22 protein-coding genes and 1 riboswitch are annotated in these 22,503 nt (G+C 44.6%); of the genes, 10 read left to right on the plus strand and 12 right to left on the minus strand.

From position 1 onward, the window contains the following. Positions 1 to 84: 84 nt before the first annotated feature. On the minus strand, positions 85 to 984 hold the full coding sequence (locus G9G53_RS00435) for an SDR family oxidoreductase (protein ID WP_069011529.1): 900 nt from the start codon (positions 982 to 984) through the stop codon (positions 85 to 87). Positions 985 to 1,060: 76 nt separating this feature from the next. Beyond that, entirely contained in the window at positions 1,061 to 1,813 is a 753-nt protein-coding gene (locus G9G53_RS00440; protein ID WP_165144548.1) for an MBL fold metallo-hydrolase, read from the minus strand. Between the two features lie 159 nt (positions 1,814 to 1,972). Here G9G53_RS00440 and G9G53_RS00445 point away from each other — a divergent pair, with 159 nt between their 5' ends. Beyond that, complete coding sequence (locus G9G53_RS00445) at positions 1,973 to 2,398, plus strand: Lrp/AsnC family transcriptional regulator (RefSeq protein ID WP_165144551.1); 426 nt, start codon at positions 1,973 to 1,975, stop codon at positions 2,396 to 2,398. A 249-nt stretch (positions 2,399 to 2,647) separates the two neighbouring features. On the opposite strand, the gene G9G53_RS00450 is transcribed toward G9G53_RS00445, so the two are convergent. After that, complete coding sequence (locus G9G53_RS00450) at positions 2,648 to 3,124, minus strand: GNAT family N-acetyltransferase (protein WP_081317578.1); 477 nt, start codon at positions 3,122 to 3,124, stop codon at positions 2,648 to 2,650. Between the two features lie 133 nt (positions 3,125 to 3,257). On the opposite strand from G9G53_RS00450, the gene G9G53_RS00455 reads away from it, so the two are divergent. Then, on the plus strand, positions 3,258 to 4,184 hold the full coding sequence (locus G9G53_RS00455; protein WP_165144554.1) for an EcsC family protein: 927 nt from the start codon (positions 3,258 to 3,260) through the stop codon (positions 4,182 to 4,184). Positions 4,185 to 4,234: 50 nt separating this feature from the next. Here the strand turns inward: G9G53_RS00455 and G9G53_RS00460 are convergent, their stop codons facing one another. Both G9G53_RS00460 and G9G53_RS00465 read right to left on the minus strand, forming a co-directional pair. Next, positions 4,235 to 5,503, minus strand: coding sequence for an MFS transporter (locus G9G53_RS00460; RefSeq protein ID WP_029516140.1), 1,269 nt, complete (start codon positions 5,501 to 5,503; stop codon positions 4,235 to 4,237). Positions 5,504 to 5,711: 208 nt separating this feature from the next. Next, complete coding sequence (locus tag G9G53_RS00465) at positions 5,712 to 6,398, minus strand: hypothetical protein (RefSeq protein WP_165144557.1); 687 nt, start codon at positions 6,396 to 6,398, stop codon at positions 5,712 to 5,714. A gap of 286 nt (positions 6,399 to 6,684) precedes the next feature. Between G9G53_RS00465 and G9G53_RS00470 the strand changes: the two genes are divergently transcribed. The 5 genes from G9G53_RS00470 to G9G53_RS00490 all read left to right on the plus strand — a co-directional run bounded on the left by G9G53_RS00470 (position 6,685) and on the right by G9G53_RS00490 (position 14,848). Beyond that, positions 6,685 to 8,454 carry an acid phosphatase gene (locus tag G9G53_RS00470; RefSeq protein ID WP_165145383.1) on the plus strand — a complete coding sequence of 590 codons (1,770 nt, stop codon included), beginning with the start codon at positions 6,685 to 6,687 and terminating at the stop codon, positions 8,452 to 8,454. A gap of 291 nt (positions 8,455 to 8,745) precedes the next feature. Continuing rightward, a complete protein-coding gene (locus tag G9G53_RS00475; RefSeq protein ID WP_069011536.1) occupies positions 8,746 to 10,152 on the plus strand; it encodes a sucrose-specific PTS transporter subunit IIBC in 1,407 nt (468 codons plus the stop codon). An 18-nt stretch (positions 10,153 to 10,170) separates the two neighbouring features. After that, on the plus strand, positions 10,171 to 12,426 hold the full coding sequence (gene bglX / locus G9G53_RS00480) for a beta-glucosidase BglX (RefSeq protein ID WP_165144560.1): 2,256 nt from the start codon (positions 10,171 to 10,173) through the stop codon (positions 12,424 to 12,426). Then, complete coding sequence (locus tag G9G53_RS00485) at positions 12,419 to 13,798, plus strand: glycoside hydrolase family 32 protein (protein WP_029516145.1); 1,380 nt, start codon at positions 12,419 to 12,421, stop codon at positions 13,796 to 13,798. The genes bglX and G9G53_RS00485 overlap by 8 nt, the downstream gene beginning before the upstream one ends. A 216-nt stretch (positions 13,799 to 14,014) precedes the next feature. Next, positions 14,015 to 14,848 carry an AraC family transcriptional regulator gene (locus G9G53_RS00490; protein WP_029516146.1) on the plus strand — a complete coding sequence of 278 codons (834 nt, stop codon included), beginning with the start codon at positions 14,015 to 14,017 and terminating at the stop codon, positions 14,846 to 14,848. Between the two features lie 113 nt (positions 14,849 to 14,961). On the opposite strand, the gene queF is transcribed toward G9G53_RS00490, so the two are convergent. The 6 genes from queF to G9G53_RS00520 all read right to left on the minus strand — a co-directional run bounded on the left by queF (position 14,962) and on the right by G9G53_RS00520 (position 19,128). Continuing rightward, entirely contained in the window at positions 14,962 to 15,459 is a 498-nt protein-coding gene (gene queF / locus G9G53_RS00495; RefSeq protein ID WP_029516147.1) for a preQ(1) synthase, read from the minus strand. Positions 15,460 to 15,677: 218 nt separating this feature from the next. After that, entirely contained in the window at positions 15,678 to 16,541 is an 864-nt protein-coding gene (gene queE / locus G9G53_RS00500; protein WP_165144563.1) for a 7-carboxy-7-deazaguanine synthase QueE, read from the minus strand. Further along, a complete protein-coding gene (gene queD, locus G9G53_RS00505; RefSeq protein WP_165144566.1) occupies positions 16,534 to 17,025 on the minus strand; it encodes a 6-carboxytetrahydropterin synthase QueD in 492 nt (163 codons plus the stop codon). Before queD ends, queE begins: the two co-directional genes overlap by 8 nt. Further along, complete coding sequence (queC, locus tag G9G53_RS00510) at positions 17,018 to 17,701, minus strand: 7-cyano-7-deazaguanine synthase QueC (RefSeq protein WP_165144569.1); 684 nt, start codon at positions 17,699 to 17,701, stop codon at positions 17,018 to 17,020. The genes queD and queC overlap by 8 nt, the downstream gene beginning before the upstream one ends. Positions 17,702 to 17,834: 133 nt before the next feature. After that, positions 17,835 to 17,878: riboswitch (PreQ1 riboswitch) on the minus strand. Between the two features lie 79 nt (positions 17,879 to 17,957). After that, entirely contained in the window at positions 17,958 to 18,662 is a 705-nt protein-coding gene (locus tag G9G53_RS00515; RefSeq protein WP_069011542.1) for an AIM24 family protein, read from the minus strand. 25 nt (positions 18,663 to 18,687) lie between these two features. After that, positions 18,688 to 19,128 carry a hypothetical protein gene (locus G9G53_RS00520; protein ID WP_023987365.1) on the minus strand — a complete coding sequence of 147 codons (441 nt, stop codon included), beginning with the start codon at positions 19,126 to 19,128 and terminating at the stop codon, positions 18,688 to 18,690. Between the two features lie 314 nt (positions 19,129 to 19,442). Here G9G53_RS00520 and G9G53_RS00525 point away from each other — a divergent pair, with 314 nt between their 5' ends. The 3 genes from G9G53_RS00525 (at position 19,443) to G9G53_RS00535 (ending at position 21,638) form a co-directional block, all read left to right on the plus strand. Continuing rightward, positions 19,443 to 19,598 carry a hypothetical protein gene (locus tag G9G53_RS00525; RefSeq protein ID WP_165144572.1) on the plus strand — a complete coding sequence of 52 codons (156 nt, stop codon included), beginning with the start codon at positions 19,443 to 19,445 and terminating at the stop codon, positions 19,596 to 19,598. A 223-nt stretch (positions 19,599 to 19,821) separates the two neighbouring features. Beyond that, on the plus strand, positions 19,822 to 20,589 hold the full coding sequence (locus G9G53_RS00530) for a hypothetical protein (RefSeq protein WP_029516151.1): 768 nt from the start codon (positions 19,822 to 19,824) through the stop codon (positions 20,587 to 20,589). A gap of 71 nt (positions 20,590 to 20,660) precedes the next feature. After that, positions 20,661 to 21,638, plus strand: coding sequence for a helix-turn-helix transcriptional regulator (locus tag G9G53_RS00535; protein ID WP_029516152.1), 978 nt, complete (start codon positions 20,661 to 20,663; stop codon positions 21,636 to 21,638). 46 nt (positions 21,639 to 21,684) lie between these two features. Here G9G53_RS00535 and G9G53_RS00540 read toward each other — a convergent pair whose 3' ends face one another. After that, on the minus strand, positions 21,685 to 22,356 hold the full coding sequence (locus G9G53_RS00540; RefSeq protein WP_029516153.1) for a 3'-5' exonuclease: 672 nt from the start codon (positions 22,354 to 22,356) through the stop codon (positions 21,685 to 21,687). Between the last annotated feature and the right edge of the window lie 147 nt (positions 22,357 to 22,503).

Raw genomic sequence — 22,503 nt, forward strand, 5'->3', positions numbered from 1 at the left:
ACAAGAAAACCTCCAGTTCCACTAGAAATGTGGATGCTGGAGGTTTTCTTGCTTGTTGGGTCTTGTGGCTATCAGCCAACGAAACTAAGTCGTGACCATTTGGCCGCCGTTTATATGCAGCGTTTGGCCTGTAATGTAGGAACCGTCATCCGAAGCCAGCAGCACATAGGCAGGAGCCAATTCATAAGGCTGCCCGGCACGCTTCATTGGTGTATTGCTGCCGAAGGTGCGAATGACTTCAGGCGACTGTGTGGCCGGATTCAGCGGAGTCCAGATCGGACCGGGCGCAATGGCATTCACGCGAATACCCTGATCGACCAGATTATTAGCCAAAGCGCGGGTGAAGCTGACGATAGCTCCTTTGGTAGCTGAATAGTCGATCATATTCTTTTGACCCACATAGGCTGTCACCGATGCTGTATTGACGATGCTGGCCCCAGCCCGCATATACGGCAATGCTTCTGTAGTCATATGGAAGAAGGAAATAATATTCGTATCAAACGTATCACGAAGCTGCTGCTCACTGATATCCAGATACGATTCGCGCACAAACTGAATACCTAGGTTGTTAATCAGGATGTCAATACGACCAAAGGTTTCCATCGTTTGTTGAACAACCAGACAGCAGTTGCTTTTTAGCCTTAGATCCCCCGGAATTAACAAACAACGTCGGCCAAGCCTGTGAATGACATCACGGGTTTCCATGGCATCTCGATGCTCATCGAGATAGGCAATGACCACATCGGCCCCTTCCTTGGCAAATGCCACTGCAACCGCGCGACCAATACCACTGTCCCCACCGCTAATAATAGCCACCCGATCCTGAAGCTTTCCAGTGCCGATATACTTTGGATTATCATAAATAGGGCGTGGAACCATTAGGTATTCCAACCCCGGCTGTCTATATTGATGCTGGGGAGGAAAAGTAATCGGAACTTCTTTACATTGGGTTTCTGTACCGTAATTAGGATATTGCCAATTCATCGATAATCCCTTCTTTATACGTTTTGAAATCCAATATATTCAAAATAGGCGCAAACGGTGACTCAGGACGATTGCCTTACTCCGAAACCGTCGCTCCATCTGCCGGAATATGGACGCGCCCCTTTAAACCTTCACGGTTGATATGTTCCGTAAGCTCTGAGCGAGTTAGTAGACAATGATTGATTGCTTCCATGTGGACAGCCACGATTTGTGTATAAGGGGCATGTTGTGCTACCGCCGTTACATCTTGGGCAGTCATAATAATGGGATCACCTACCGTAAACCGTGCTCCTCCAGCGTTCACAATTGTCCAGTCAGGACGGTATTTATCCAGTGTTTCCGCGACTTCACTGCACCAGATCGTATCCCCGGCCAAATAGACGACAGGTTCACCTGGTGCCTGAAAAACAAAGCCGGATACGGGTCCCATCTGCTCCCCGATTTCTCCGGTGCCGTGATGCCCGGTTGTACGGATAATCTCAATTTCTCCCACAGAACCAGCCAACGGAATCGGGGTAACCTGTGTAAAACCATCAGCAGTGATTTGTTCTTCATTTCCGGGCTGGCAGAAGACAGGAATTTGTTTGTCCAACCAGCGTACTGCTGCCGGGTCCCAATGATCGGGATGTAAATGTGTGACGATGACAACGTCAGGCTGTCCGAGTGCCTGCCATTGTGGCGGCAAGGGAACCAGCGGATTACGGCGGGCATTTTCCGTATTGGGGACCGGCGGATTTGCGCCAGCATCGCTCAACATCGGATCGATCAGAAATTTTATTCCAGCGTATTCCAGCCATAAGGTTGCGTTACGGATTAGTGTGATTTTCATATATGAAAGCTCCTTTGTGATGAATGTTATTTTTGACCAAGTGTATTTTCGGTAGTTCATTGTTTCTGTTACAATCATATCTGACGCAAGGAGCTACAGGCTACGGTTTGCTGAAAGGAAAATCAGCATTATCGTTTCATCATGAAAGGAAAAATAACTATGGAACTATTCGCACCTGATGACACCGATCTGCGCATTCTTCATCATTTAATTGAAGACAGCTCTTTATCGCACAAGGAGATCGGCCAGCTTGTTCATTTGACAGGCCAAGCCGTAGGGGCGCGTGTTCGAAGAATGCAGGATGCGGGCATTATCGAAGGCTATACGCTGCGCTGGAACCCTGAAAAAATTGGACAGACGATTCATGCCTTTATTACGGTTTTTTTGAATTCAGGAACGACTCACAGTGCTTTCCAGGCTTTTGCACGGGAGCATCCCTATATTGTTGAAATCCACCGGGTGAGTGGGGAGGGCTGTTATTGGATGCGGGTGCGCATGTCCTCACAGACAGAGTTAAATACCATGCTGGATGAGCTTACGAAGTTTGGTAATTACAAATTGAGTTTTTCAATTGGTGAGATTTAACGATAAAAGCTTTTGGCGTTGGTGCCGAAAGCTTTTCTATTTGGGCGAGGGCTATCGAGGTCAACTTATAGTGTGTGTTCAAAAAAACGGCTTTTCAGGACCGAGAAGGTTGGATGAAGCTAGGGACAGAGTAGCGGAGCGTAGACAGATCTACGTGAGCAACGGAAGGCCCGGCTGAATTCAAGATTCGACGTCGAATCCGCTTCTTGAATAGCTTCGTTATGGAAAGACGACTTTTTGAACAACCTCTTATAGGCTCATTTTAAAAATATGCTGCAAGCCGTGTTGACCCATTTTAGTGTCACCTTCATCTATAAAGCCGCATTTGCGATACAGACTTTGGGCAGACAGATTACGGGCATTGACGCCCAGTACAATCTCGCGAATATGTGGGAAGTGTCTGGCGATGAACTGTGGTAGTAGAAGCAGCCCTTTTTTGGCGAATCCTTGTCCCTGATCTGCGTAATGAATAGAGAACGCGCGTAGCAGCAGTGCCTCAGAAGTAGTCGTATAGTCCGCTAATTCATCCCCATTGTATAAAATGAAAAATCCAACGGGTCTTCTAGTAGCCGTAATCACGACAGGATGGCGGTGCGGATCTTCCTTGGCCAGTATGAGCATTTCATCCGGCATTCCAGTAAACTGCTTCTGCTCCTCAGGTAAGTAGAAGGTATGTAAAATGGCATCATGCCCACAATGGTAAGGGACAAGCTCTACATTATTCATCATTACACTCCGATCTGTATGGATTTTTAACTTTCTTTATCATCTAGTTTGCTAAAAAAAGAAACCTGAACTCGCCTTGCTTACGTATTACCCATACATAAACTAGCATAGTCAAAAGGAGACGTCTACGCTTATGAAGCAGCTTACAGAATATCGGGAAAGCCAGGACGTATTGCGTCATGAGTTGAAGAATATTGAAAAATGGGAGAAGGAACAGAAGGACATTTTTTTCTGGGAAAAAATCGGCAGATGGCCTTTTATGTTGCTGGATCGGCTGACGCCCAAAATCATTAAAGACAAGCTGGAGCAACTCCTTAACGAGTTGGGCAGCTTCATTCAGAACGGCGGCAAATATTTGGTGAAGGAAGAAACGGTTCTGAACAGGCTGAAAAAGACGGCCCATGAACATGTCATTCAGCAAAATGGTGCAGATTCCGCTTCGGATACGCAGGACCTGCCTCGTGCCGGGGAAAACGTTGATTCGGAACATAGTGTCGAACCTATGTGGGAGTTGAAGCAGGCGGCTGAGCTCCCGCTAACCATCATGGATCGGACTGCCGACGATATGACATCGGCTCGCATTACCTTTGCCACCGCTCAGGGAGCAACAACGGGGATTGGTGGTGTGTTTACGATTGCGGCGGATATTCCTCTTTTGCTCGGCTTGTCGCTCAAAGTGCTTCAGGAAATAGCCTTGTGCTATGGCTTTAATCCCCATGATAAGCAGGAACGCATTTTTATTATTAAATGTATGCAATTTGCTTCAGCCGATATTGTGGGGAAGAAGGCCGTATTAGAGGAGCTGGCTTTGTTCGATGATCCTTCACGTCAGGCACAGGTTTTTTCCCAGATGCAGGGATGGAGAGAGGTCATTAACACCTATCGTGATCAGTTTGGATGGAAAAAGCTGCTTCAAATGGTCCCGATTGCGGGCATTTTGTTCGGGTCTATCGCGAATCGAAGTGCTATTAGTGATGTAGCTGAAGCAGGGAAAATGCTGTATCGGAAGCGTCGGATTGTGATGCGTTTGGCAGAAGTAGAAAGTGAGGAATCACGTTAGTTGGCTATAAAGGTGTGCAGCGGCCAGGATGGCCGCCACACGTTAGCCTGTTACACTTCGGCTCCATTTTCTTCCGCCCAGCGGTTCAGGGTTTTATCTGTAGGAAGCAGGAAGGTTAAGATGCCGAGCAGTGGCAAAAAGCCGCATAGGAACATGATGTGGGTGATGCCTACTTTGTCGATCCAGTTGCCGAGTACGAGTGCGCCCACACCACCAAGGCCAAAAGCCAGGCCCGTAATGAGACCAGACACGGTCCCGATTTTACCAGGCACAAGCATTTGTGCATATACGACTGTGACCGAAAAGCTAGACAGCATAATAAATCCGATAATTGCCAGCAGGATCGCCGTCCAGAATTGGTTAGCATAAGGTAGTGCCAGCGCGAGTGGTGCAGCTAATACCATGGACAGAAATATCATATTGCGTTTACCAAAACGGTCCGCCAGCGGACCGCCAAAGAAGGTGCCCAGCGCTCCAGCTCCGAGGAACAGGAAAATGTAAAGCTGTGCATCAGCCAATGGCATTTTAAATACTTCCATCAGGTAAAACGAATAGTAGCTTCCGACCGAGGTCGAGTACCACGAACGGACGAATACCAGTAGAATGAGGACAATCATGGCAAACATAACGCGGTTACGCACTTCGGGCTTCATGCGGCGTGCCACCGCTTTTTTGCGTGCAATGCCTTCTGTACGTAGGACGTTACCGTACCAGCGTGCGATGAACGATTGCACCACAATTCCCGCTGCCGCAATACCTGTGAACCAGATCGCACCAAATTGTCCCAACGGGATAAAAATCCAGCTCGTGAGCATCGGCGCCAGCGATTGGCCCGCATTACCGCCAACTTGAAAAATGGATTGTGCCAATCCCCGACGCGGCCCGGCCGCCATATGGGATACGCGCGAGCCTTCAGGGTGAAAGGCAGCCGAGCCCAGACCCACAAAGATGACTGCGATCAGCACCGCTTTATAATCGGCAGCATAGGCGAGCAACAGCATGCCAGTCAGCGTAAAGCCCATGCCGATGGGAAGGATAGCGGGCGTAGGCCGTTTGTCTGAAAACAAGCCAATCACAGGCTGCATGATCGAAGCTGTAAAATTGATCGCGAATGAAATCCAGCCGATCTGCGTGTAGTTCAGGCTCATAGATTCCTTTAAGATCGGAAAGATCGCTGGAATGACCGATTGAATCGAGTCATTGAACAGATGGACGAAACTGATCGCAATCAGAATCGCAAAAACGGTGCCTTTCACTTGCGGCCCTGGGAGGGGGAGCGATTGACCCGTTTCATTTTTTGTAGCAGATTTACTAGTCATGGCAACCTCCGAATATGTATGTATATTTTAAGATATAGGAAGCGATCCGTTTGCAGCAAATGGCTGAAAGTGGGATAAAGTCCCACTTTACTCATTACTGCTTGCCCATTCTGCTGGATACTCTTTATTGCACGATCCTTTAATTCACGATAGATTATCTTGCTCTGGGTGCATTGTATTTGTTTTAAGGTATCCTTTACTTGTCATTTTACTCGCTAATATGCATGAATGAGTTCAACTCATCTTCAGGAATTATTAGATTTCCACAGTAGACCATGTTGGAATGAAATTCCCACGATCCATATGCCACCAAATGGTTATAATCCTTAACTCTTTTAATTAATGCCCAAATACCAAGATTACTTTGTGCGTTTGCATCCAAGAAAATCCAATCCTTGTATTGAAATAGTTGAGGCTCTCCAAACATATGAAATGAATCCAAATAGCCTGCTCCATCACGCGCTGGGATTTTATTACATACATCTTTTAATAACAGAACTTCCTCCACTCTGACATTGATCCAAGCTTTTTTTTCATTTTTGGATATGATGTCTTCAAATCTACATTTAATAAACGCAGAGAAGTTGATCTCCTCAGGATGCTCATCCCAACCATTAAAATGTGAATAAGCAGGTCTGAATAGAGTCCAAAAAGTTTCTCCAACAGACATATGAAAAGGAAAATATACTTGTACTTTTTTTAAGTCACCTTTTGCCGGGGGTTTCAATGCTCTTTCCCATATTTCAGTATTTAGATCTGGAGTATCATGCTTGAAATCTGCCCAGTCCATAGCATCTTCGATGGCCACAATCTCAACATTTTTGTCTTTTAATAGGGGTTTATCTGGTACCTGTTTACACGATCCACACTTGAAAGCAATAGTTTCCTCGCTCATAAGACGACCTACCTTAATTAAATTTTATGGTCCACTACTCCAACTATATTGATCATAAGCACATATCAACATGGCGAAAGTATTACAAACACACTAAAACTATTTCTATATTAAGTGTTGTTGATATTCTTTTACATATAAATAAGCAAGAATTATTTAACAAAACCAAGCTCTTGATTTAACAAACGTAAGATATGATTCTTTATGTCATACATCTTGTTATATAGATAATAGCTCCGTAGAGAAAGTATGAAGAGCACAAGAGAAGAGAGGATCTGATTTGAGAATGAAATCGCTAAGGAAACCATTATCAGTTGCATTACTATCTTTACCCTTACTTCTAGGTTCCCTGGGTGGAAGTTATGCGAGTGCAGCAACCCTACCAACAGCGGTAACTCCAACAGAACCGTCGTGGGGATATTTCGTAGATCATTATAAAAATAATAGTTCTGCAAATAAGACGGAAAGCTCTAATCCGACCCTCGGGTTGCTCTCCGAATTTAATAAGCTTTGGACTCCCGGCGCTACCTGGGATACAGGTACCAAGCTAAACAGCAGCGTGCTGGACGCCAATATTCAAAAAGTGATTGATATCGCTGCCCGTCGCACTTCCAGTGAGGCCGATGCGGCTTATTTGGATGATCGCAGAAACCAGAGCTACAGTGTGATCGACGGGCTGGGTTCGCTCACTGATGTATATCGAAAGAATGCAGGTGCCACGACAACGATCAACGACATTCCGGCAGATGCCCTGACTAAGAAATACGAAGATGAGGGAACGAATGCTGGGAGTACAAGCTCCAATCTCGGCAACATCGTAAATCTGGTAAATACCTTGCGCGGAGAATATTCTACGACGAACCCGGCTAAGTCTTATTTTAGCTATCCTCGCCCGTTTCGCTGGAGCGATAACTCTGTAGTTGTTCCGAGCCTTATTCCCGCTCTCAAAGCTGATGCTACTAGCGATGGCGGCTTTCCTAGCGGTCATACCAATGCTGCGTATCTCAGTTCTATTGCTATGGCCTACGCCGTGCCGGAGCGTTATCAAGAACTGCTGACGCGAGCTTCGGAGCTGGGCAATAACCGTGTTGTTGCCGGTATGCATTCCCCGCTTGATGTTATGGGAGGGCGTGTCATGGCAACAGCGATGGCTGCTGCTATCCTGTCTGATCCAGCCAATAGCAGTTTGAAGAAAGCGGCTTATCAGGATGCTCGTAAACAACTGCTGTCTCAAAAAGGTACAGCTCCAGATCGGTTCAGCAATTATGCCACAAACAAAAAAAATTATAATCAACGATTAACATACGGATTCAGTCAGGTTAATCCAACCGCGACGCCTATGATAGTGCCTAAGGGAGCTGAGGTACTATTGGAGACACGCTTGCCTTACCTGGATAGCACACAACGTCGTTGGGTTTTGGCTACCACGGGGATTCCTTCCGGCTATCCTGTACTTGATGATGCTGAGGGATGGGGACGATTGAACTTGTTTTCCGCTGCGGATGGCTACGGTGCTTTCGCCAATAATGTGACGGTAAATATGGACGCTTCCAAAGGTGGTTTCAATGCATTGGATCGCTGGCGCAACAATATTTCTGGCGTTGGAAAGCTGACTAAAAAGGGAACAGGTACGTTGAAGCTAATGGGCAACAATACGTATTCCGGTGGTACACAGATCGACCAAGGTACTTTGGAGGGAACTTCGGACACGGCTTTCGGAAGTGGCGGAATTACGAATAATGGGGGAACTCTTCTTAAAAATGCTTCTGGGAAGCTGATTATTGGCGGAAATTACAGACAATCTGCCAAGGGAACACTTGAACTTAACCTGCGCACTAAAAATGATGTGCTCAAAATGAAGGGAACAGCTATACTTAACGGAAAATTACGCCTGAATTTCTCTAACAAATATGTGCCGGCTAATGGTGCTACGATCTTAACTTATGGTAAACGGAATGGAGCATTTTCTTCGATTGAAACGGTAGGTTTACCAAGCAATTATAAAGTGAAGGTTATCTATACAGCTCACAGTGCTCAGTTGAAAGTCACTAAGTAAAACGTAAGTAACTCTCTATACAACAATTGAAGTGCACCTTTAAAATACACGGGGATAAACCAGAAGGTTATTCCAGTATGTATTCTAGGGTGCACTTTATTGTTTCATCAGGCACCAGTTGCTAGTATGCATTTATAATTAAGGATATAAAAAGGTCAAAATTTGACCTTAATGTAGTAAAATAATCCCGCTGTTTGAAAGCGCAGTCATGATATTCTTAAGAAGCATATTTGATCAAAAGTTTTAAATGATTCAGACTAACTAAGAGGAACAGAGGAAAGGAAGAGACTGATGAGTCTTGAAAAAGAATACGTTAAAATAGCCCAAGATGTCATTAAAGGGCTTGGCGGAGAAGACAATATTATTTCCATGGCACATTGTGCCACACGGCTGAGGCTGATTGTAAAAGATAGAGAAATTATTGATGATGAATTTATTGAAAATATTGATAAGGCCAAGGGCGTTTTCTTTACCTCTGGGCAATATCAAATTATTTTTGGAACCGGTACTGTAAATAAAGTATACGATGCCATGGTTGGCCAAAGCATATCTGCTACATCAAAGGCTGATTTGAAAGAGATGGCCTCCACTCAAGGTGATAATCGGTTCAAAAGAATGATCCGTGTTTTCGGGGATGTATTTGTTCCGATTATGCCTGCATTGGTAGCTACAGGATTATTTATGGGAGTTAGAGGCTTAGTAACTCAGCCTGCACTGCTCCAGTTATTTGGACTTACACCTGATCATATTTCTGCGAATTTCATATTGTTTACGCAAATATTGACCGATACGGCTTTTGCATTTTTACCCGTGTTGGTATGTTGGTCGGCCTTCCGGGTGTTTGGTGGATCACCACTATTGGGGATATTGATTGGATTAATGTTAGTAAGTCCTTCGTTGCCTACATCTTGGGATGTCGCTCAAAAAGTTCAGGAACCACTAGTATTTTTCGGATTCATTAAAATTGCAGGCTATCAGGGCTCGGTTTTGCCTGCTTTCATAATAGGTGTCGTGGGGGCGATGCTGGAGAAGAAAATCAGAAAATCAGTCCCGGATGCATTGGACTTAATTCTGACACCGTTTCTGACATTATTAATAACACTGGTATTAGGATTGTTCGTGATTGGTCCCATTTTTCACGAGGTGGAAACTTTAATATTAATGGGTGTTACCGCCATTTTAAAATTACCATACGGCATCGGCGGATTTATTTACGGTGGCATCAATCAGATTATTGTAGTTACCGGACTGCACCATGCCTTAAACCTGATTGAAATACAGATGTTAGTAGGCAATGGTTGGAATATGGTGAACCCGATCAGTTCAGCGTCGATTTGCGCACAAGCGGGTGCTGCATTGGCTGTTGGTCTAAAATCTAAAAATGTAAAAACCAAATCCATTGCGTATCCTTCTACCTTGTCTGCGTTATTGGGTATTACAGAACCCGCTATCTTTGGGGTGAACATTCGATATGGCAAACCGTTCTTGATGGGCTTGATTGGCGGAGCGGTTGGCGGTTTCTTCGCACGTATATTTAATGTTCAAGCAACGGGCATGTCAATCACAGCCCTACCGGGAATGTTATTGTACCTGAACAATCAGATATTCATATATATCTTAGTTTGTGTAATCGGCTTTGCTGTGGCATTTGCACTAACGTGGATCTTTGGGTTTAAAGAAAAAATAGATCACAAATAAAATGATGTGGGGAGAATCATGGACAACAACACACTGCTTAAAAAATTGGACAGCCTTTCAATAGAAGAGAAAATAGGCCAGCTCATCCAACTGACCGGTGATTTTTTTGAAGGGGATATAGACACTGTTGTGACGGGTCCTTTAAAAAAATTAGGGTTAAACGCCGGCTACAATATATATAACACGGGCTCCATATTGAACATCACTAATCCAGAAAAAATTATCCAACTGCAAACGGATTATTTGGAAAAATCGATTCATAAAATTCCGCTGCTGTTCATGGCAGATATTATCTATGGGTATCGAACCATCTTCCCGATTCCGATTGCACAAGCATGTAGTTGGAATTATGAGAGTATAGAACATGCAGGTTCGATTGCTGCCCAGGAATGTTATGACGAAGGTGTGCACGTGACCTTTTCCCCCATGGTAGATATCGTTAGAGATCCTCGTTGGGGGCGGGTGATGGAATCGCCTGGAGAGGATACTTTGCTAGCGAAAAAATATGCTGAAAGCATGGTTCAGGGGATCCAGGGGAGAAACTTGGAAGGAATCATACCAACGAATAAAATTGCCGCTTGCGTCAAACATTTTGCCGCTTATGGGGCACCTGTCGCTGGACGTGAGTATAACGCCGTGGATATGTCGGAGCATACGCTGCGAGAATATTATTTGCCAGGATATCAAGCTGCAATCGAGGCGGGGGCAAAGCTTGTTATGACGGCCTTTAATACCCTGAATGGCGTTCCTGCAACAGGAAACGAGTGGCTTAACCGCGACGTGCTAAGACGAGAGATGAATTTTAATGGTGTGTTGATCTCGGATTACGCCGCTATAGAAGAACTGATCATGCACGGTTATGCCGAAGATGAGGCTTCCGCCGCAAGGCTGGCATTGTTGGCTGGTGTTGATGTGGATATGAAGACAGCAGTATACGCCAATCAATTGGAGAAAGTAGTATCTGATAACGAGCATATGCTGGGGCTGTTGAATGAAGCGGTATACCGTATTTTAAAGCTGAAAAATGATTTGGGGCTGTTTGAGGACCCGTTCCGCGGATTACAGGAAACCGTTCAGCGGTCGAGAAACAGCATTCTGTCAGATGAACATAAAAAAGCCGCGCTGTCCTTGGCTGAAGAATCCGTCGTCTTGCTGAAAAATGAGAATCAACTGCTGCCATTGTCTAAACATACCAAAGTAGCTTTAATCGGTCCTTACGCAGATGAAAACTCCACCCTGGGCATGTGGGCCATTAAGGGGGATGAGGCGGATACCGTCAATTTGAAAATGGGATTATTAAAGCATGTTGATCCCGACAATCTCTCGGTTTGCAAAGGGGCGCACATGCTTCCTGCTAATGCAAGAGAAGCCCTTGGCAAATATGCGGACAAGCTGGCTGCTGAAACAGTCGATGAGGAGGCCCTGCTGCGCGAAGCAATCCGAAATGCTAACGAAGCGGATGTCATTGTCCTCGCCTTGGGAGAAAGTATTTATCAGAGCGGAGAAGGGGGATCGCGAACGAACCCGACGCTTCCTAAGCCGCAAATGAAACTACTCCATGAATTAAGTTTACTGGGCAAAAAGACGGTTCTGATCGTTTATAGTGGAAGACCTTTGATTCTTACCGAAGTAGCCGGAAAAGTGGACGCTATTGTTCAAGCCTGGTATCCAGGAACGATGGGCGGAGAAGCACTGGCCAATATACTGTATGGGGAAGTCAATCCATCGGGGAAATTAGCCATGACCTTTCCACGGAGCGTGGGACAAATTCCGATGTCCTACAATGAGTTGAATACAGGCAGACCGAATTTAAAGGAAAATGGCTCTTATCGGTTTGCATCCCGATATATAGATGAAGTGAATGAACCCTTGTATCCATTTGGCTATGGCAAATCCTATACCTCATTTGAATACAGCCTATTAACAATTAGCCAAAAAGAAATGAAGAAAAATGAGTCAGTTGATATCTGTATTTCTGTCACCAACACTGGAATTTATGATGGAAAGGAAACGATCCAATTATATATTCGCGATAAATTTGCAAGTGTTGCAAGACCAGTGAAAGAATTAAAAGACTTTAAAAAAATGTTTTTGCAAAGTGGCGAGACCCAAAATGTTGAATTTTCAATTCATGAAGAAATGCTTAAATTTTATGACCGTGAAATGCAATACAAAAGTGAACCCGGTGAATTTGATGTTTATATCGGGTCAAGCTCGCAGGAAATTTTGCTGAGTTTTAGTTTTGTTTTTTTACCGGAGGATGAGCATGAATAAAAGCGACGCGTATAACCTGAAATATCATATCACCCCTCCTTACGGTTTGCTCAATGATCCTAATGGACTTGCTTATTTCAATCATCAATATCATGTGTTTTATCAGTGGAATCCAAAAGGAACTGAGCATAAAAATAAATGTTGGGGCCATGTTGTTTCCAGCGATCTGGTGCACTGGCAAAGGAAAAGTGTCGCGCTGGAGCCTTCGGAATGGTATGACAAGGATGGCATTTATTCGGGCGGGGGCATTGTTCATAATGAAAAGCTGTATCTGTTTTATACAGGAAATGTAATCCGAGATGATGGAGTAAAAGAAAGCTATCAATGCGCCGCGATTTCGGAGGATGGAGAGTATTTTCAAAAAATCGGCCCTTTGTTTGAGCATCCCCAAGGTTACACTAGGCATGTTCGAGATCCGAAAGTATGGAGAGACCAACACGGGAACTGGTGGTTGATTGTTGGTGCTCAGAGAGAAGATTTGACTGGAGATACGCTTATCTACAAATCTGAAAATTTGTCCGATTGGGAATGCCAAGGATCATTTGTTGATCATGATCATCAATTTGGATATATGTGGGAATGTCCGGATGTACTTCAATTTGCCGAAAACGATGTTTTTGTTTTCTCTCCTCAGGGTTTACCGGAGAGAGGCGAATATTATAAAAATCCTAATCAATCGGGATATATGGTTGGCAAATTATCGAATACAGGCAAATTCAACGGGGACCTTTCCGATTTTAAAGAGCTTGATCGAGGATTTGATTTTTACGCTCCACAATCATTCAAAGTTAATGACAGAACCATTATGTTCGGATGGATGAGCGCCATGAATGAGGAAGCGGAGAGGGCTGTCCCGACCATTCAAGAGGGCTGGATTCATGCATTAACACTTCCTAGAGAAGTTGTGCTGATGAACGGTGTGTTGTACCAGAAACCATTGCCGGAATTACAATTGTTAAGACTGGATGGCATGCATTACAAAGGGGAAATTCAAAGTAGTAGTGAGTGGGTGCTGCCTTCTACACAAGCGGAGCTAATTGTTGATTTTTCCTTACTGACAGAAAATTTTAAAATGATCATAAGGGATGCTGTGCAAATTGACTATGATCAGGAACAAAACAGTCTGACCGTTTGGAGAACAAACTGGTTGACTGGCGAGAGAGAGTACAGAAGAGCAACATTAAATAATAAGCTTGCAGAAATGCAAATATTCATTGAAAGCTCAAGCCTGGAGATCTTTGTGAATGAGGGTGAAGAAGTGTTTTCCCTGCGTTATTTCATAGAAGGTGCAGACCAAAGCAATGTATTACTTGAGGCAGGACACAATGTAGGAGAAGTTAGAATGTATCAGTTGCAGGAATGTGTAGGGTAACATTTTTTTGCTTGCCGGGTTGCAAGCAGGTTAAGGAAGGCTGTTCATTATCCCGTTTGCGGGAAGAACTGCCTTCTTTTTTATTTTTGGTCCGTTGAATAGATTCTGCTTGTCCGGGCATTTTACTATCGGTATAGTATGAGTATTAGTATAAGAGTTTATGCCTTAATATAGAATACAGATGAATTACTCATGGCTGGCTGATGAGGTGTGGTGATGAAAAAAATATATGAACATATCGAAATAGATAGAAAAAAAATGATTAACCTTTTTATGTTCCAATCCAGAGATACAGAAAGAGTCATTCCTATGCATTTTCACAGCAATATGGAGTTGATCTACTGTACAAGTGGAAGTCTAAAGGTGTGGCATGAAGGAAAAATAACTATTTTGATGGAAAAGGATGCGCTATTCATTAACAGCAATGTTCCGCATTCCACGCAGAGCATTACGGAGAACCAAGTCATTGTGCTGCAATTTCCAGACACTTTCTTTGCCAATGAACAAGTAATCATCCATTTAAACACGCAAGAGAAACAAGTTGAAGAACCTATAATCTCTAAATTAAGGGGATTGTTTATGGATATATATGATCTACATATTTCCAAAAGCAAATACGACTACATTTTAGAGCAAAGCCGAATTATTGAACTGAAATATTTGCTTGTCAATCATTTTAGTCAGACGACAGACATTCCACCGGAAGTATTCAGTGAAAAGCAACAAAAGATAAAGACAATCATGGACTTTATTAAAGAGCATTATACTGAAAATATTAGCTTGGCCAAAACGGCCCGTATCTGCGGTTATTCGGAGGCTTATTTGTCGCGAATGTTTCATAAATATACAGGCCAGACGTTTACCGAATACAAGCAAATTCTTTGTTTGGAGAAGGCGATCGATTTACTGGATTCAACTAATAAGTCACTTACAGAAATTTCTTACGAGGTCGGGTTTCCAAACGAGAAATCTTTCAGAAAAGCTTTTAGAGAAGTTATGGGTAAAACACCGTATGAATATAAAAAATCAAGATTTGATCTGGATGTGTAATGCCACAAGCGTGCACAGTCTCCTTTCAGTAAAACGAAGGGGTTGTCCCTGAGTCATTTGATGACTTTAGGACAACCCCTTGATATTTACGCTATGTCAGAAGAGTTATTAGCTTAACGGTTATCAACCTTTTCTGGGTACATATCATGATTCATCATGCGGTGCTCCGCTATCTGTTCATACTTTGTTCCTGGCTTGCCGTAGTTGGTGTACGGGTCGATAGAGATACCGCCGCGTGGCGTGAATTTGCCCCATACTTCAATGTATCGAGGGTCCATCAGCTTAATTAAGTCATTCATGATGATGTTGACGCAGTCTTCATGGAAATCGCCGTGGTTACGGAAGCTGAACAGGTACAGCTTAAGGGATTTGCTTTCTACCATTTTAATATCGGGAATGTAGCTGATATAGATGGTTGCAAAATCAGGTTGTCCTGTAATCGGACACAGGCTGGTGAACTCCGGGCAATTGAACTTAACAAAATAATCCCGATAGGGATGTTTATTATCAAAGCTTTCGAGAATGGCGGGATCATAGGCGAAAGTGTATTGTGTGCCTTGATTGCCAAGTAGGGTAACGTCGGTCATTTCTTCGGGTGTTCTTCCGGTCATATGGATGAGGCTCCTTAAAGTAAGTTGGTTTGGTAAAAGAGAGAGGGAGTTATGGTGGTGGGAGGTCGCTCCGCGAATGATTTGAGTCTCCGCTTCGCTGCCGACCGCCGTCATCACCATAAAGTCCTACTCGTTTACGTGTAGGTTGGGATAGAAGTGAGTAATGCTCTCCTTTGTGTATCACATACAGCGCATACGGAATATATTACATATAAGTGTTATACGCCGCGTTTGTTGCCCCATACGAGGGTGTGGAGCTGCGGGAGTACTCTTACATCGTTTAGTAGGGAATCGTCCATGACACGATCGATAAGCCATTCATAACGATGGAGTAGGGACTCCGCTATCTGTCCGGTATTCTCCGTGTTTACATCTGGATTACCCGTCTGAAGGAACAGCGGTACGTGTGGATAGCGCTCGTGAACAGTGCGGGCATAGGCAAGATCGGTGTCATCGAAGATGACGACCTTCAAGCTGCAAGCTCCGGTATAGAGCCGCGCAGATTCATTAGCGGGTTCCTTCAAGTCTGTTGCGATTGCGACGTGGGACGTCGCTCGGGACTCATAAGCCATTTTCCGGTTCGACAGACGGGCGACAATATCATCCAGCACGTCCCAGTTGGTCGTCATACCAGAGCTGGGCGATTTCGGGGATAGGGTTACCTCATCGATATCGTACAGCCATTCCTGCCAACGGGAGCCTTGTGTTTCGACAGCGGTGGCAATGCCTTGACTGCGCAGCAGGGTGATTAGCTCCCCAAGCTGCGGTAGCAGGGCAGGATTGCCTCCAGAAAGGGTCACATGCGAAAAGCGTTCGCCGCCGATGGCCTTCAGCTCCTGCCAAATGTCCGTGGCACTCAGACGACGGATCTGATCCTTGGCGCTGCCGTCCCAGGTAAAGGCGGAGTCGCACCATGAGCAATGGTAATCGCAGCCTGCGGTGCGTACAAACATCGTTTTACGACCAATGACCATACCTTCGCCCTGAACAGTGGGACCAAACACCTCCAGTACGGGAATAGGGGCTATTTGGGTGCCTTGGGAGGCTGTCATGGGTTGGTGAGAAGTCACGGTATTACTCATCGAGCATCCACTCCCGTCGGAACTCGGCGTAGCTGGTAGGTGTCTCGAACAACCGTACAAACTCGGTACGTCCACCTTCGACACGGTTGCGGTATGCCTCCGAGGTCAAGGCTGACTCCATTTGTTCAAAGATCCAGACGACCATATTTTCCGCCGTTGTATTCATTGGAGGAAGCGTCTCATTCAAGTAACGGTGGTCCAGAAAAGGCTCAATCCGCTCTTTCCAGATCGTTTTGATGTCACCAAAATCCAGCGTTAGACCCGTTTCGCCCGGTATACCACTTATGCCAAATACGACGATATAGGTATGTCCATGCAGATTTTTGCATTTGCCTTCGTAGCAGTGTAAATGATGTGCTGCATCGAATGTAAATTGTTTGCTGACGAGTACACGTTTGCGGTGATAACGCAGCTGAGAGCGCTCAATGTCTGTCCCGAACTCTTGGAGCTTATCGACAATGCGAAAGGTACCTGGCTCACGCATGACCTTCAACTCCTTGGGATGAAGCTCCGCGCACCGCGAGATATTGCTCCAGTCCAGCACGGCGAAGTTTGCAAGCAGGGCATTCGCCACAGCCATCGCCAATGACGCCGTTATAGCACGTTAGTGTACGTGTTCTTACAAATTCAAAAGCTTTCAGCTCATCGGCCATGTGCCAAGTTTCGGCCTTGTTCAACCACATGAGCGGGGTATGAATCACAAAGGGATAGTCCATCGAAAGATTCAGTGTGACGTTCAGCGATTTGATAAAGGAGTCCCGGCAATCGGGATAGCCGCTGAAATCCGTCTCACATACGCCTGTAATGATGTGGCGCGCTCCTTTTTGCTTGGCGAGAACTCCCGCGAAGCTCAGGAACAGTAGGTTGCGACCGTCTACAAAGGTGCTAGGCAGTTCGCCTTCCTGTTGAGTAATGTCAATGTCTGTGCGTGTGAGGGCATTAGGGGCTAGTTGATTAAGCAGGCTCATATCCAGTACCGTTTGCGGAACACCCAGTTCGCGGGCGATTCCAGCGGCTACTTCGATTTCCTGCTTGTGGCGTTGACCGTAATCGAATGTCACGGTTTCTACTTCAGCAAAATGTTCTTTTGCCCAAAATAAACAGGTTGTGCTGTCTTGGCCGCCGCTGAATACGACGACTGCTTTTTCGTTTGCAAACATAAAAAAACCTCTCGATCTTCTTGGAATGGTGCAAGACACAAGTCTTGTCACTTGGAAGAAGGAGAGTTCTTGAACCGACTTCAACAAAAAACAGGCCTTGCCCCGAGAAATCATTTTTCTTGCGGAGGACAAAGCATCGTTAGTTTTTTATAGAGGGAGTTCGCGAACCTCTCCCATGCATGACGCATGGATTTTCTTCATTAGTATCTGCCACGAGGACAGACGGCTTTAGCATTGTCATTATAGCATGGCAGGGCTATTTGATAAACACTCCACCAAATGGAATGACTTCCCTTAAAAATCGCTTGATCACGCCATCGTCGTTCATATCCTGTTGGAGCCGCCGATGATGCTCCCCGGCATGGAATAGTACGGTACCCTGTCCGGTCATTTTAAAATGATAGTTCATATGCTGGCTGGCCAGATGGTTGCCGTACACGGTCAACTCCAGATGGGCGTTTTCGGGATAGGCAATGACGCTGCTCGCATCCACATAGATCGGTTCTGTCGGATGAAGCTGTTCCTGACATACCAATCCCTGCGTCAAAAGACCGATTTGACCCACACCATCAAATTTCATTTTTATAACATCACGGCTAAATAACATGTTTTTCATGCTTAGCAGCTTAGTACGCATTTGGATACCGGAGCTGTACCAGAACAGGTTGCGAAAATCGTATAACAGATCATCGCTTCCTTCAAGCTTAATCATTTTTAGACTAAAGCCAGGTGGAAGTGCGGCAATTAGGCGACAAGCTCCTGTGAAATCGGCCTGAATCAGTTTGTGTTTGCGATACATGCCCTTAATATTCATCAGTTTATCACTGCGGCCTGAGCTGGGTCCGCGGTATGCGATGATTTGCTGCGGATGCAGAACGTGCAGCTTTTCTCCTTCCGCCAGATCGAGCGTTACGACCGAACCGACGCTTTCATCATGGTGTTGTCCTGCTTGTATGTCCATTCAGACCTTTCATCCTTTCAGACAGTTAGTATCTTCCCGAACGTCGACGCATCCCGTAACGCAACAGTCGGATACCGATAAAATAACCGGCCAGCAGAATTATAGCTGTGATGATGAGCATTTTATTTCGATGTGAAGCCTGATCGCGCTGGGTTTGAAGATTTTTTAATTCTGTGACTGTGTCAGTCAGCTTGCGGTTTTGCTCCAGCAATTGGGCGTTTTGCTCTTGATAGGCTTCTAAGCTGTTACGGGCCTTTTCCAGATCCTCCTGTGTTTGTCGATAGCTTTCCTTGAGCTGATATACATCACCAGGTAACCTCGAAAATTGCTCGAAGCCCTGATATACATCATCCCAATAAGCAGCATGTACTTCGGGTACACGAGTTATCCCAAAAATAAACAAAAGTGCTATAGCAGCGCAGACAATGCGGCGATACAAAGCAAAGCGACAAGTTGGTCGTGCCAAGAGATGTTCCCCCTTTTGATAAACCAAGATGTTAGATGATATAGATCATTACCCATATGACATGGTTACGTATAATATAACGATACGGATGCAGATTTTTGAAGAAACGGACGATAAATACGGAGAAAATGATCTCAAAAAAAGTCGATATATGAGTTTAAGTGTACCTTAAAACGGGTATATCAAGGAAGCGGCAACATTCCGGCATTTTTTCTAGCATACGAGTAAAGAACGATCCGCACCTGATCAGGTCTTAAATATGAATATATGAACTGAAATATATTAAAAATTAATATAGAAGGAGATTTTGCAAGATGAATGAGAAAGAACAAAACTATAAAACTTTAAAAATCACTGTAAATGGAAAGCCGTTATCAAAGGATCTCGTCGTAGATAGTACTACTTTTGCCCCTATATCTGATATTTGCACAAAAACGAATGTTTCTTTAACAGAAACTACAATCTCATAAGTTTAAGTATAGAAGTAGACTATAAAATAGCCCGGCATACGCCGGGCTATTTTTGCGCGTTCATGTAATTCAAATGGTTTAAAATGTTATTTACCAAACTAGGTCCCCCTTCATAAAGATTCCCATGTATAATTTTCACAATCAAACATACGTTCCCTGACAATATAGTGTCAGATAACACTGTTAATTTAGAGTTACATGTTCTTTTAGGGGGAATTTACCAGTGGTGAAGTCAATGCTCAATGTAACGTACACATGGGACAAAGAGTCTATATCTGCGAATGGGTCCAAACAAGTAAATCTACTGATAGAATGGGGCTATGGAGCTAAACGTAAAAGAAAAGGAAATCTAATACCGAAAGCAGCGGGATGTGACCTTCAACTCCAGTTCATTCCAGAAAACGGGGTAAGTCTATTAAAAGCTGAAGGGGTAAGGCTCGGTTTTAAACGCTCGGAAAACGGAGATAGCATGTTTGTTCACTGTGGTGATGTACGGCGGGGAAAATATAGACAGGCTATTTTGACGTTTTCTATACCGGCTCACTCGTCCGGAAGACATACGATTGGAATGATGGAGTGGAGCTGGCGCAAGCCATCGCAGGAAAAGCGAACGATGATCCGGACAGACCAGCTCTACATCCATTTTACGCATCATCTTGGTCTGCTGAGCATTCCATCCAACCCGAAGGTGGAAAAATACATAAAGCTGAATGAGACGTCCCCTATTGTAAAAAAGGCATTGCGTATGTACGAGAAAGGGGAATATGAGCAAGGGGCGTTCATCCTTACCAGACAAGCAGATGAATTACTTATACGTGCAGCAAGAAGCGATGATATGGACTACCTGCAGGAAGCCGAGTTGCTTCTGGCTATACGTAATAAATGGAGTGGTACTTTTGTATCATTTACAGCGTATAGTTCTAAAGTCTTTTTCAATAAGGCAATATCGCTAGAAGATGTTCATTTTACTGAAAATGATACTTTGAGATAGGCAATTATGCTAGTTTATTTGTGTAATATAGTGAGTCTAATTTACTATCTTTTTGTAAAGGAGAGACTTCCTTGACTGATCGGTTGATACGTTTAATGCGGATTATTACTATTGTTCAGGCAAATCCAGGGATATTGGCAAGAGAGCTTGCCGAACGTTGTGAAACATCAGAACGTACCATATACCGAGATATGGAGGCGCTAAGCGCTATGCATATACCGATTGCGAATATGGGGCATGGCAAGGGGTACATTTTTATTAGCAATTTCGCTTTGTATCCTCTGAATTGGACGGAAGAAGAGGCAGAGGCTTTTACTAAGCTGGGAGAGATTATGGAAACGGTAAAGCCTCTTTTACCGCCAGCTTTTGAAAGTGCTTATGAGAAAGTGATGGCCTCTAGTCAGAAAAAAAAGATGGAACAGACGAGCTTCGCGCAGGAAATGAAAAATATTGTCCGGCTCGGCTCGACACTTGATCGGGAAAACCAGCCCTATCTGCTCAGGCTGATTGTTTTAGCGAGTCTTACGCAGCAGACCATTGAAGCGGAATACAGTTCGCCTCAAAATGAAGATGTTTCACTCGTTCAGGTGGATCCTTATTGTTTGGTTCCGCAGGATCGGCGATTCTATATGCTTGGTTTTTGTCACAAGCAATCCGCGATGAGAACCTTTCGGATCAGCCGATTTCGGAACATGAGAATTTTGCCGTATACGTTTCAAAAAAATACAACTGAAATGGAAATGTTTTTTAAAGGGACCTGGTCGGTGACCAAAGGAAATCAGAATATCCGGTTTGTGGTACGTTTTTCTGCCGAGTCTGTATATCGGGTCAAAGAAGAGGAACTGTTCATCAAGCCTTTTCTTAAGGATTTGCCGGATGGAAGTTTGTTGTTTGAGGTGACGGTCAATCATGACCGTGAATTTTTGGATTGGCTCACTTCCTATGGAGCTGAGGCCGAGATCCTGGAGCCTTTACGGTACCGCAAACGAATGCAAGAAATGCTGCGGACCTGGGGGGCATTCTATTTCGATAAAAAGGCAGGAAATTAAGAATAACAGGGGGAGATCCCCCGGAACGGGCCGGGGAGCTATCCGCTTAACGGTCCTTAAACAGGTTGGCGAGATTGCCAAAAGGACTGTACTGTTCCTGCTCTTCTTCAGGTGAGGAGTAGACGAGCTTCGATCCACGGCTTTCCTCATCGTCAGCAGCATTATGAACTAATGTAATACGATCAAAATGGTACATGAAAACCTGAGCGGTGTTCACGGCATCATCCAGTGCCCGGTGTTGTTGACCGTCAAAGTCAATGTTGCACAATTCCAGCGCCTGAGACAGGCTCAACTGACGGTACTTTCCATTGGAACCAAGCAGACGGGAAATCTGCTTCTGTATATCATTTGTATTATGAATCCATCCGAGATCTACATGATGGGTACGACAATGGGATACCAGCTTCTGACGGTCATCCGGGCCCCATGCGCATAAATAATAAGGGGAATCCGTACCGAGCCAGGCTATGAACTCCTTCACAGCTTCAGGAAATAGTGGAGCGGCATCAATGTCTCGTTGAGTAATACCCGTGAACTGAACGGTATCAGTAGAGAGTACAGGTCGATTCGAGGGTCTTACAAAACTGTGAAACGTATCCGCAACGTATAGGCCATCGTCTCCCTGAACAACTTTGACGGCACCGATATCAATGATTTCGGAGGAATATCTGGCGTTACGACTAACGGTAAATTCAAGATCGTAAATAATGTATTGCATTTCTGGACTCCTTCCACACATATAACTGATCCCGATGGGGATCGGGACGAATGTTCTTGCCCGAGTGACTCTTCTCCATCATACCTCTCGGTTCACAACTTGTCAGCGGTTAAAAGGTTTGCTTTTAAAAAAAATATGCGATGTCCA

The organism is Paenibacillus sp. EKM206P (assembly GCF_011066155.1).
Classification (GTDB): Bacteria; Bacillota; Bacilli; order Paenibacillales; family Paenibacillaceae; genus Paenibacillus; species Paenibacillus polymyxa_D.

Bases quoted from the DNA above. Each gene is read 5' to 3' on its own strand.
- queC (WP_165144569.1), bottom strand. From the start codon at position 17,701: ATGTTTGCAAACGAAAAAGCAGTCGTCGTATTCAGCGGCGGCCAAGAC.
- G9G53_RS00435 (WP_069011529.1), bottom strand. From the start codon at position 984: ATGAATTGGCAATATCCTAATTACGGTACAGAAACCCAATGTAAAGAA.
- G9G53_RS00450 (WP_081317578.1), bottom strand. From the start codon at position 3,124: ATGAATAATGTAGAGCTTGTCCCTTACCATTGTGGGCATGATGCCATT.
- G9G53_RS00455 (WP_165144554.1), top strand. From the start codon at position 3,258: ATGAAGCAGCTTACAGAATATCGGGAAAGCCAGGACGTATTGCGTCAT.
- G9G53_RS00525 (WP_165144572.1), top strand. From the start codon at position 19,443: ATGAATGAGAAAGAACAAAACTATAAAACTTTAAAAATCACTGTAAAT.
- queE (WP_165144563.1), bottom strand. From the start codon at position 16,541: ATGAGTAATACCGTGACTTCTCACCAACCCATGACAGCCTCCCAAGGC.
- G9G53_RS00460 (WP_029516140.1), bottom strand. From the start codon at position 5,503: ATGACTAGTAAATCTGCTACAAAAAATGAAACGGGTCAATCGCTCCCC.
- queD (WP_165144566.1), bottom strand. From the start codon at position 17,025: ATGCGTGAGCCAGGTACCTTTCGCATTGTCGATAAGCTCCAAGAGTTC.
- G9G53_RS00515 (WP_069011542.1), bottom strand. From the start codon at position 18,662: ATGGACATACAAGCAGGACAACACCATGATGAAAGCGTCGGTTCGGTC.
- G9G53_RS00540 (WP_029516153.1), bottom strand. From the start codon at position 22,356: ATGCAATACATTATTTACGATCTTGAATTTACCGTTAGTCGTAACGCC.
- G9G53_RS00440 (WP_165144548.1), bottom strand. From the start codon at position 1,813: ATGAAAATCACACTAATCCGTAACGCAACCTTATGGCTGGAATACGCT.
- G9G53_RS00465 (WP_165144557.1), bottom strand. From the start codon at position 6,398: ATGAGCGAGGAAACTATTGCTTTCAAGTGTGGATCGTGTAAACAGGTA.
- bglX (WP_165144560.1), top strand. From the start codon at position 10,171: ATGGACAACAACACACTGCTTAAAAAATTGGACAGCCTTTCAATAGAA.
- G9G53_RS00445 (WP_165144551.1), top strand. From the start codon at position 1,973: ATGGAACTATTCGCACCTGATGACACCGATCTGCGCATTCTTCATCAT.
- G9G53_RS00485 (WP_029516145.1), top strand. From the start codon at position 12,419: ATGAATAAAAGCGACGCGTATAACCTGAAATATCATATCACCCCTCCT.
- G9G53_RS00490 (WP_029516146.1), top strand. From the start codon at position 14,015: ATGAAAAAAATATATGAACATATCGAAATAGATAGAAAAAAAATGATT.
- queF (WP_029516147.1), bottom strand. From the start codon at position 15,459: ATGACCGGAAGAACACCCGAAGAAATGACCGACGTTACCCTACTTGGC.
- G9G53_RS00475 (WP_069011536.1), top strand. From the start codon at position 8,746: ATGAGTCTTGAAAAAGAATACGTTAAAATAGCCCAAGATGTCATTAAA.
- G9G53_RS00470 (WP_165145383.1), top strand. From the start codon at position 6,685: ATGAAATCGCTAAGGAAACCATTATCAGTTGCATTACTATCTTTACCC.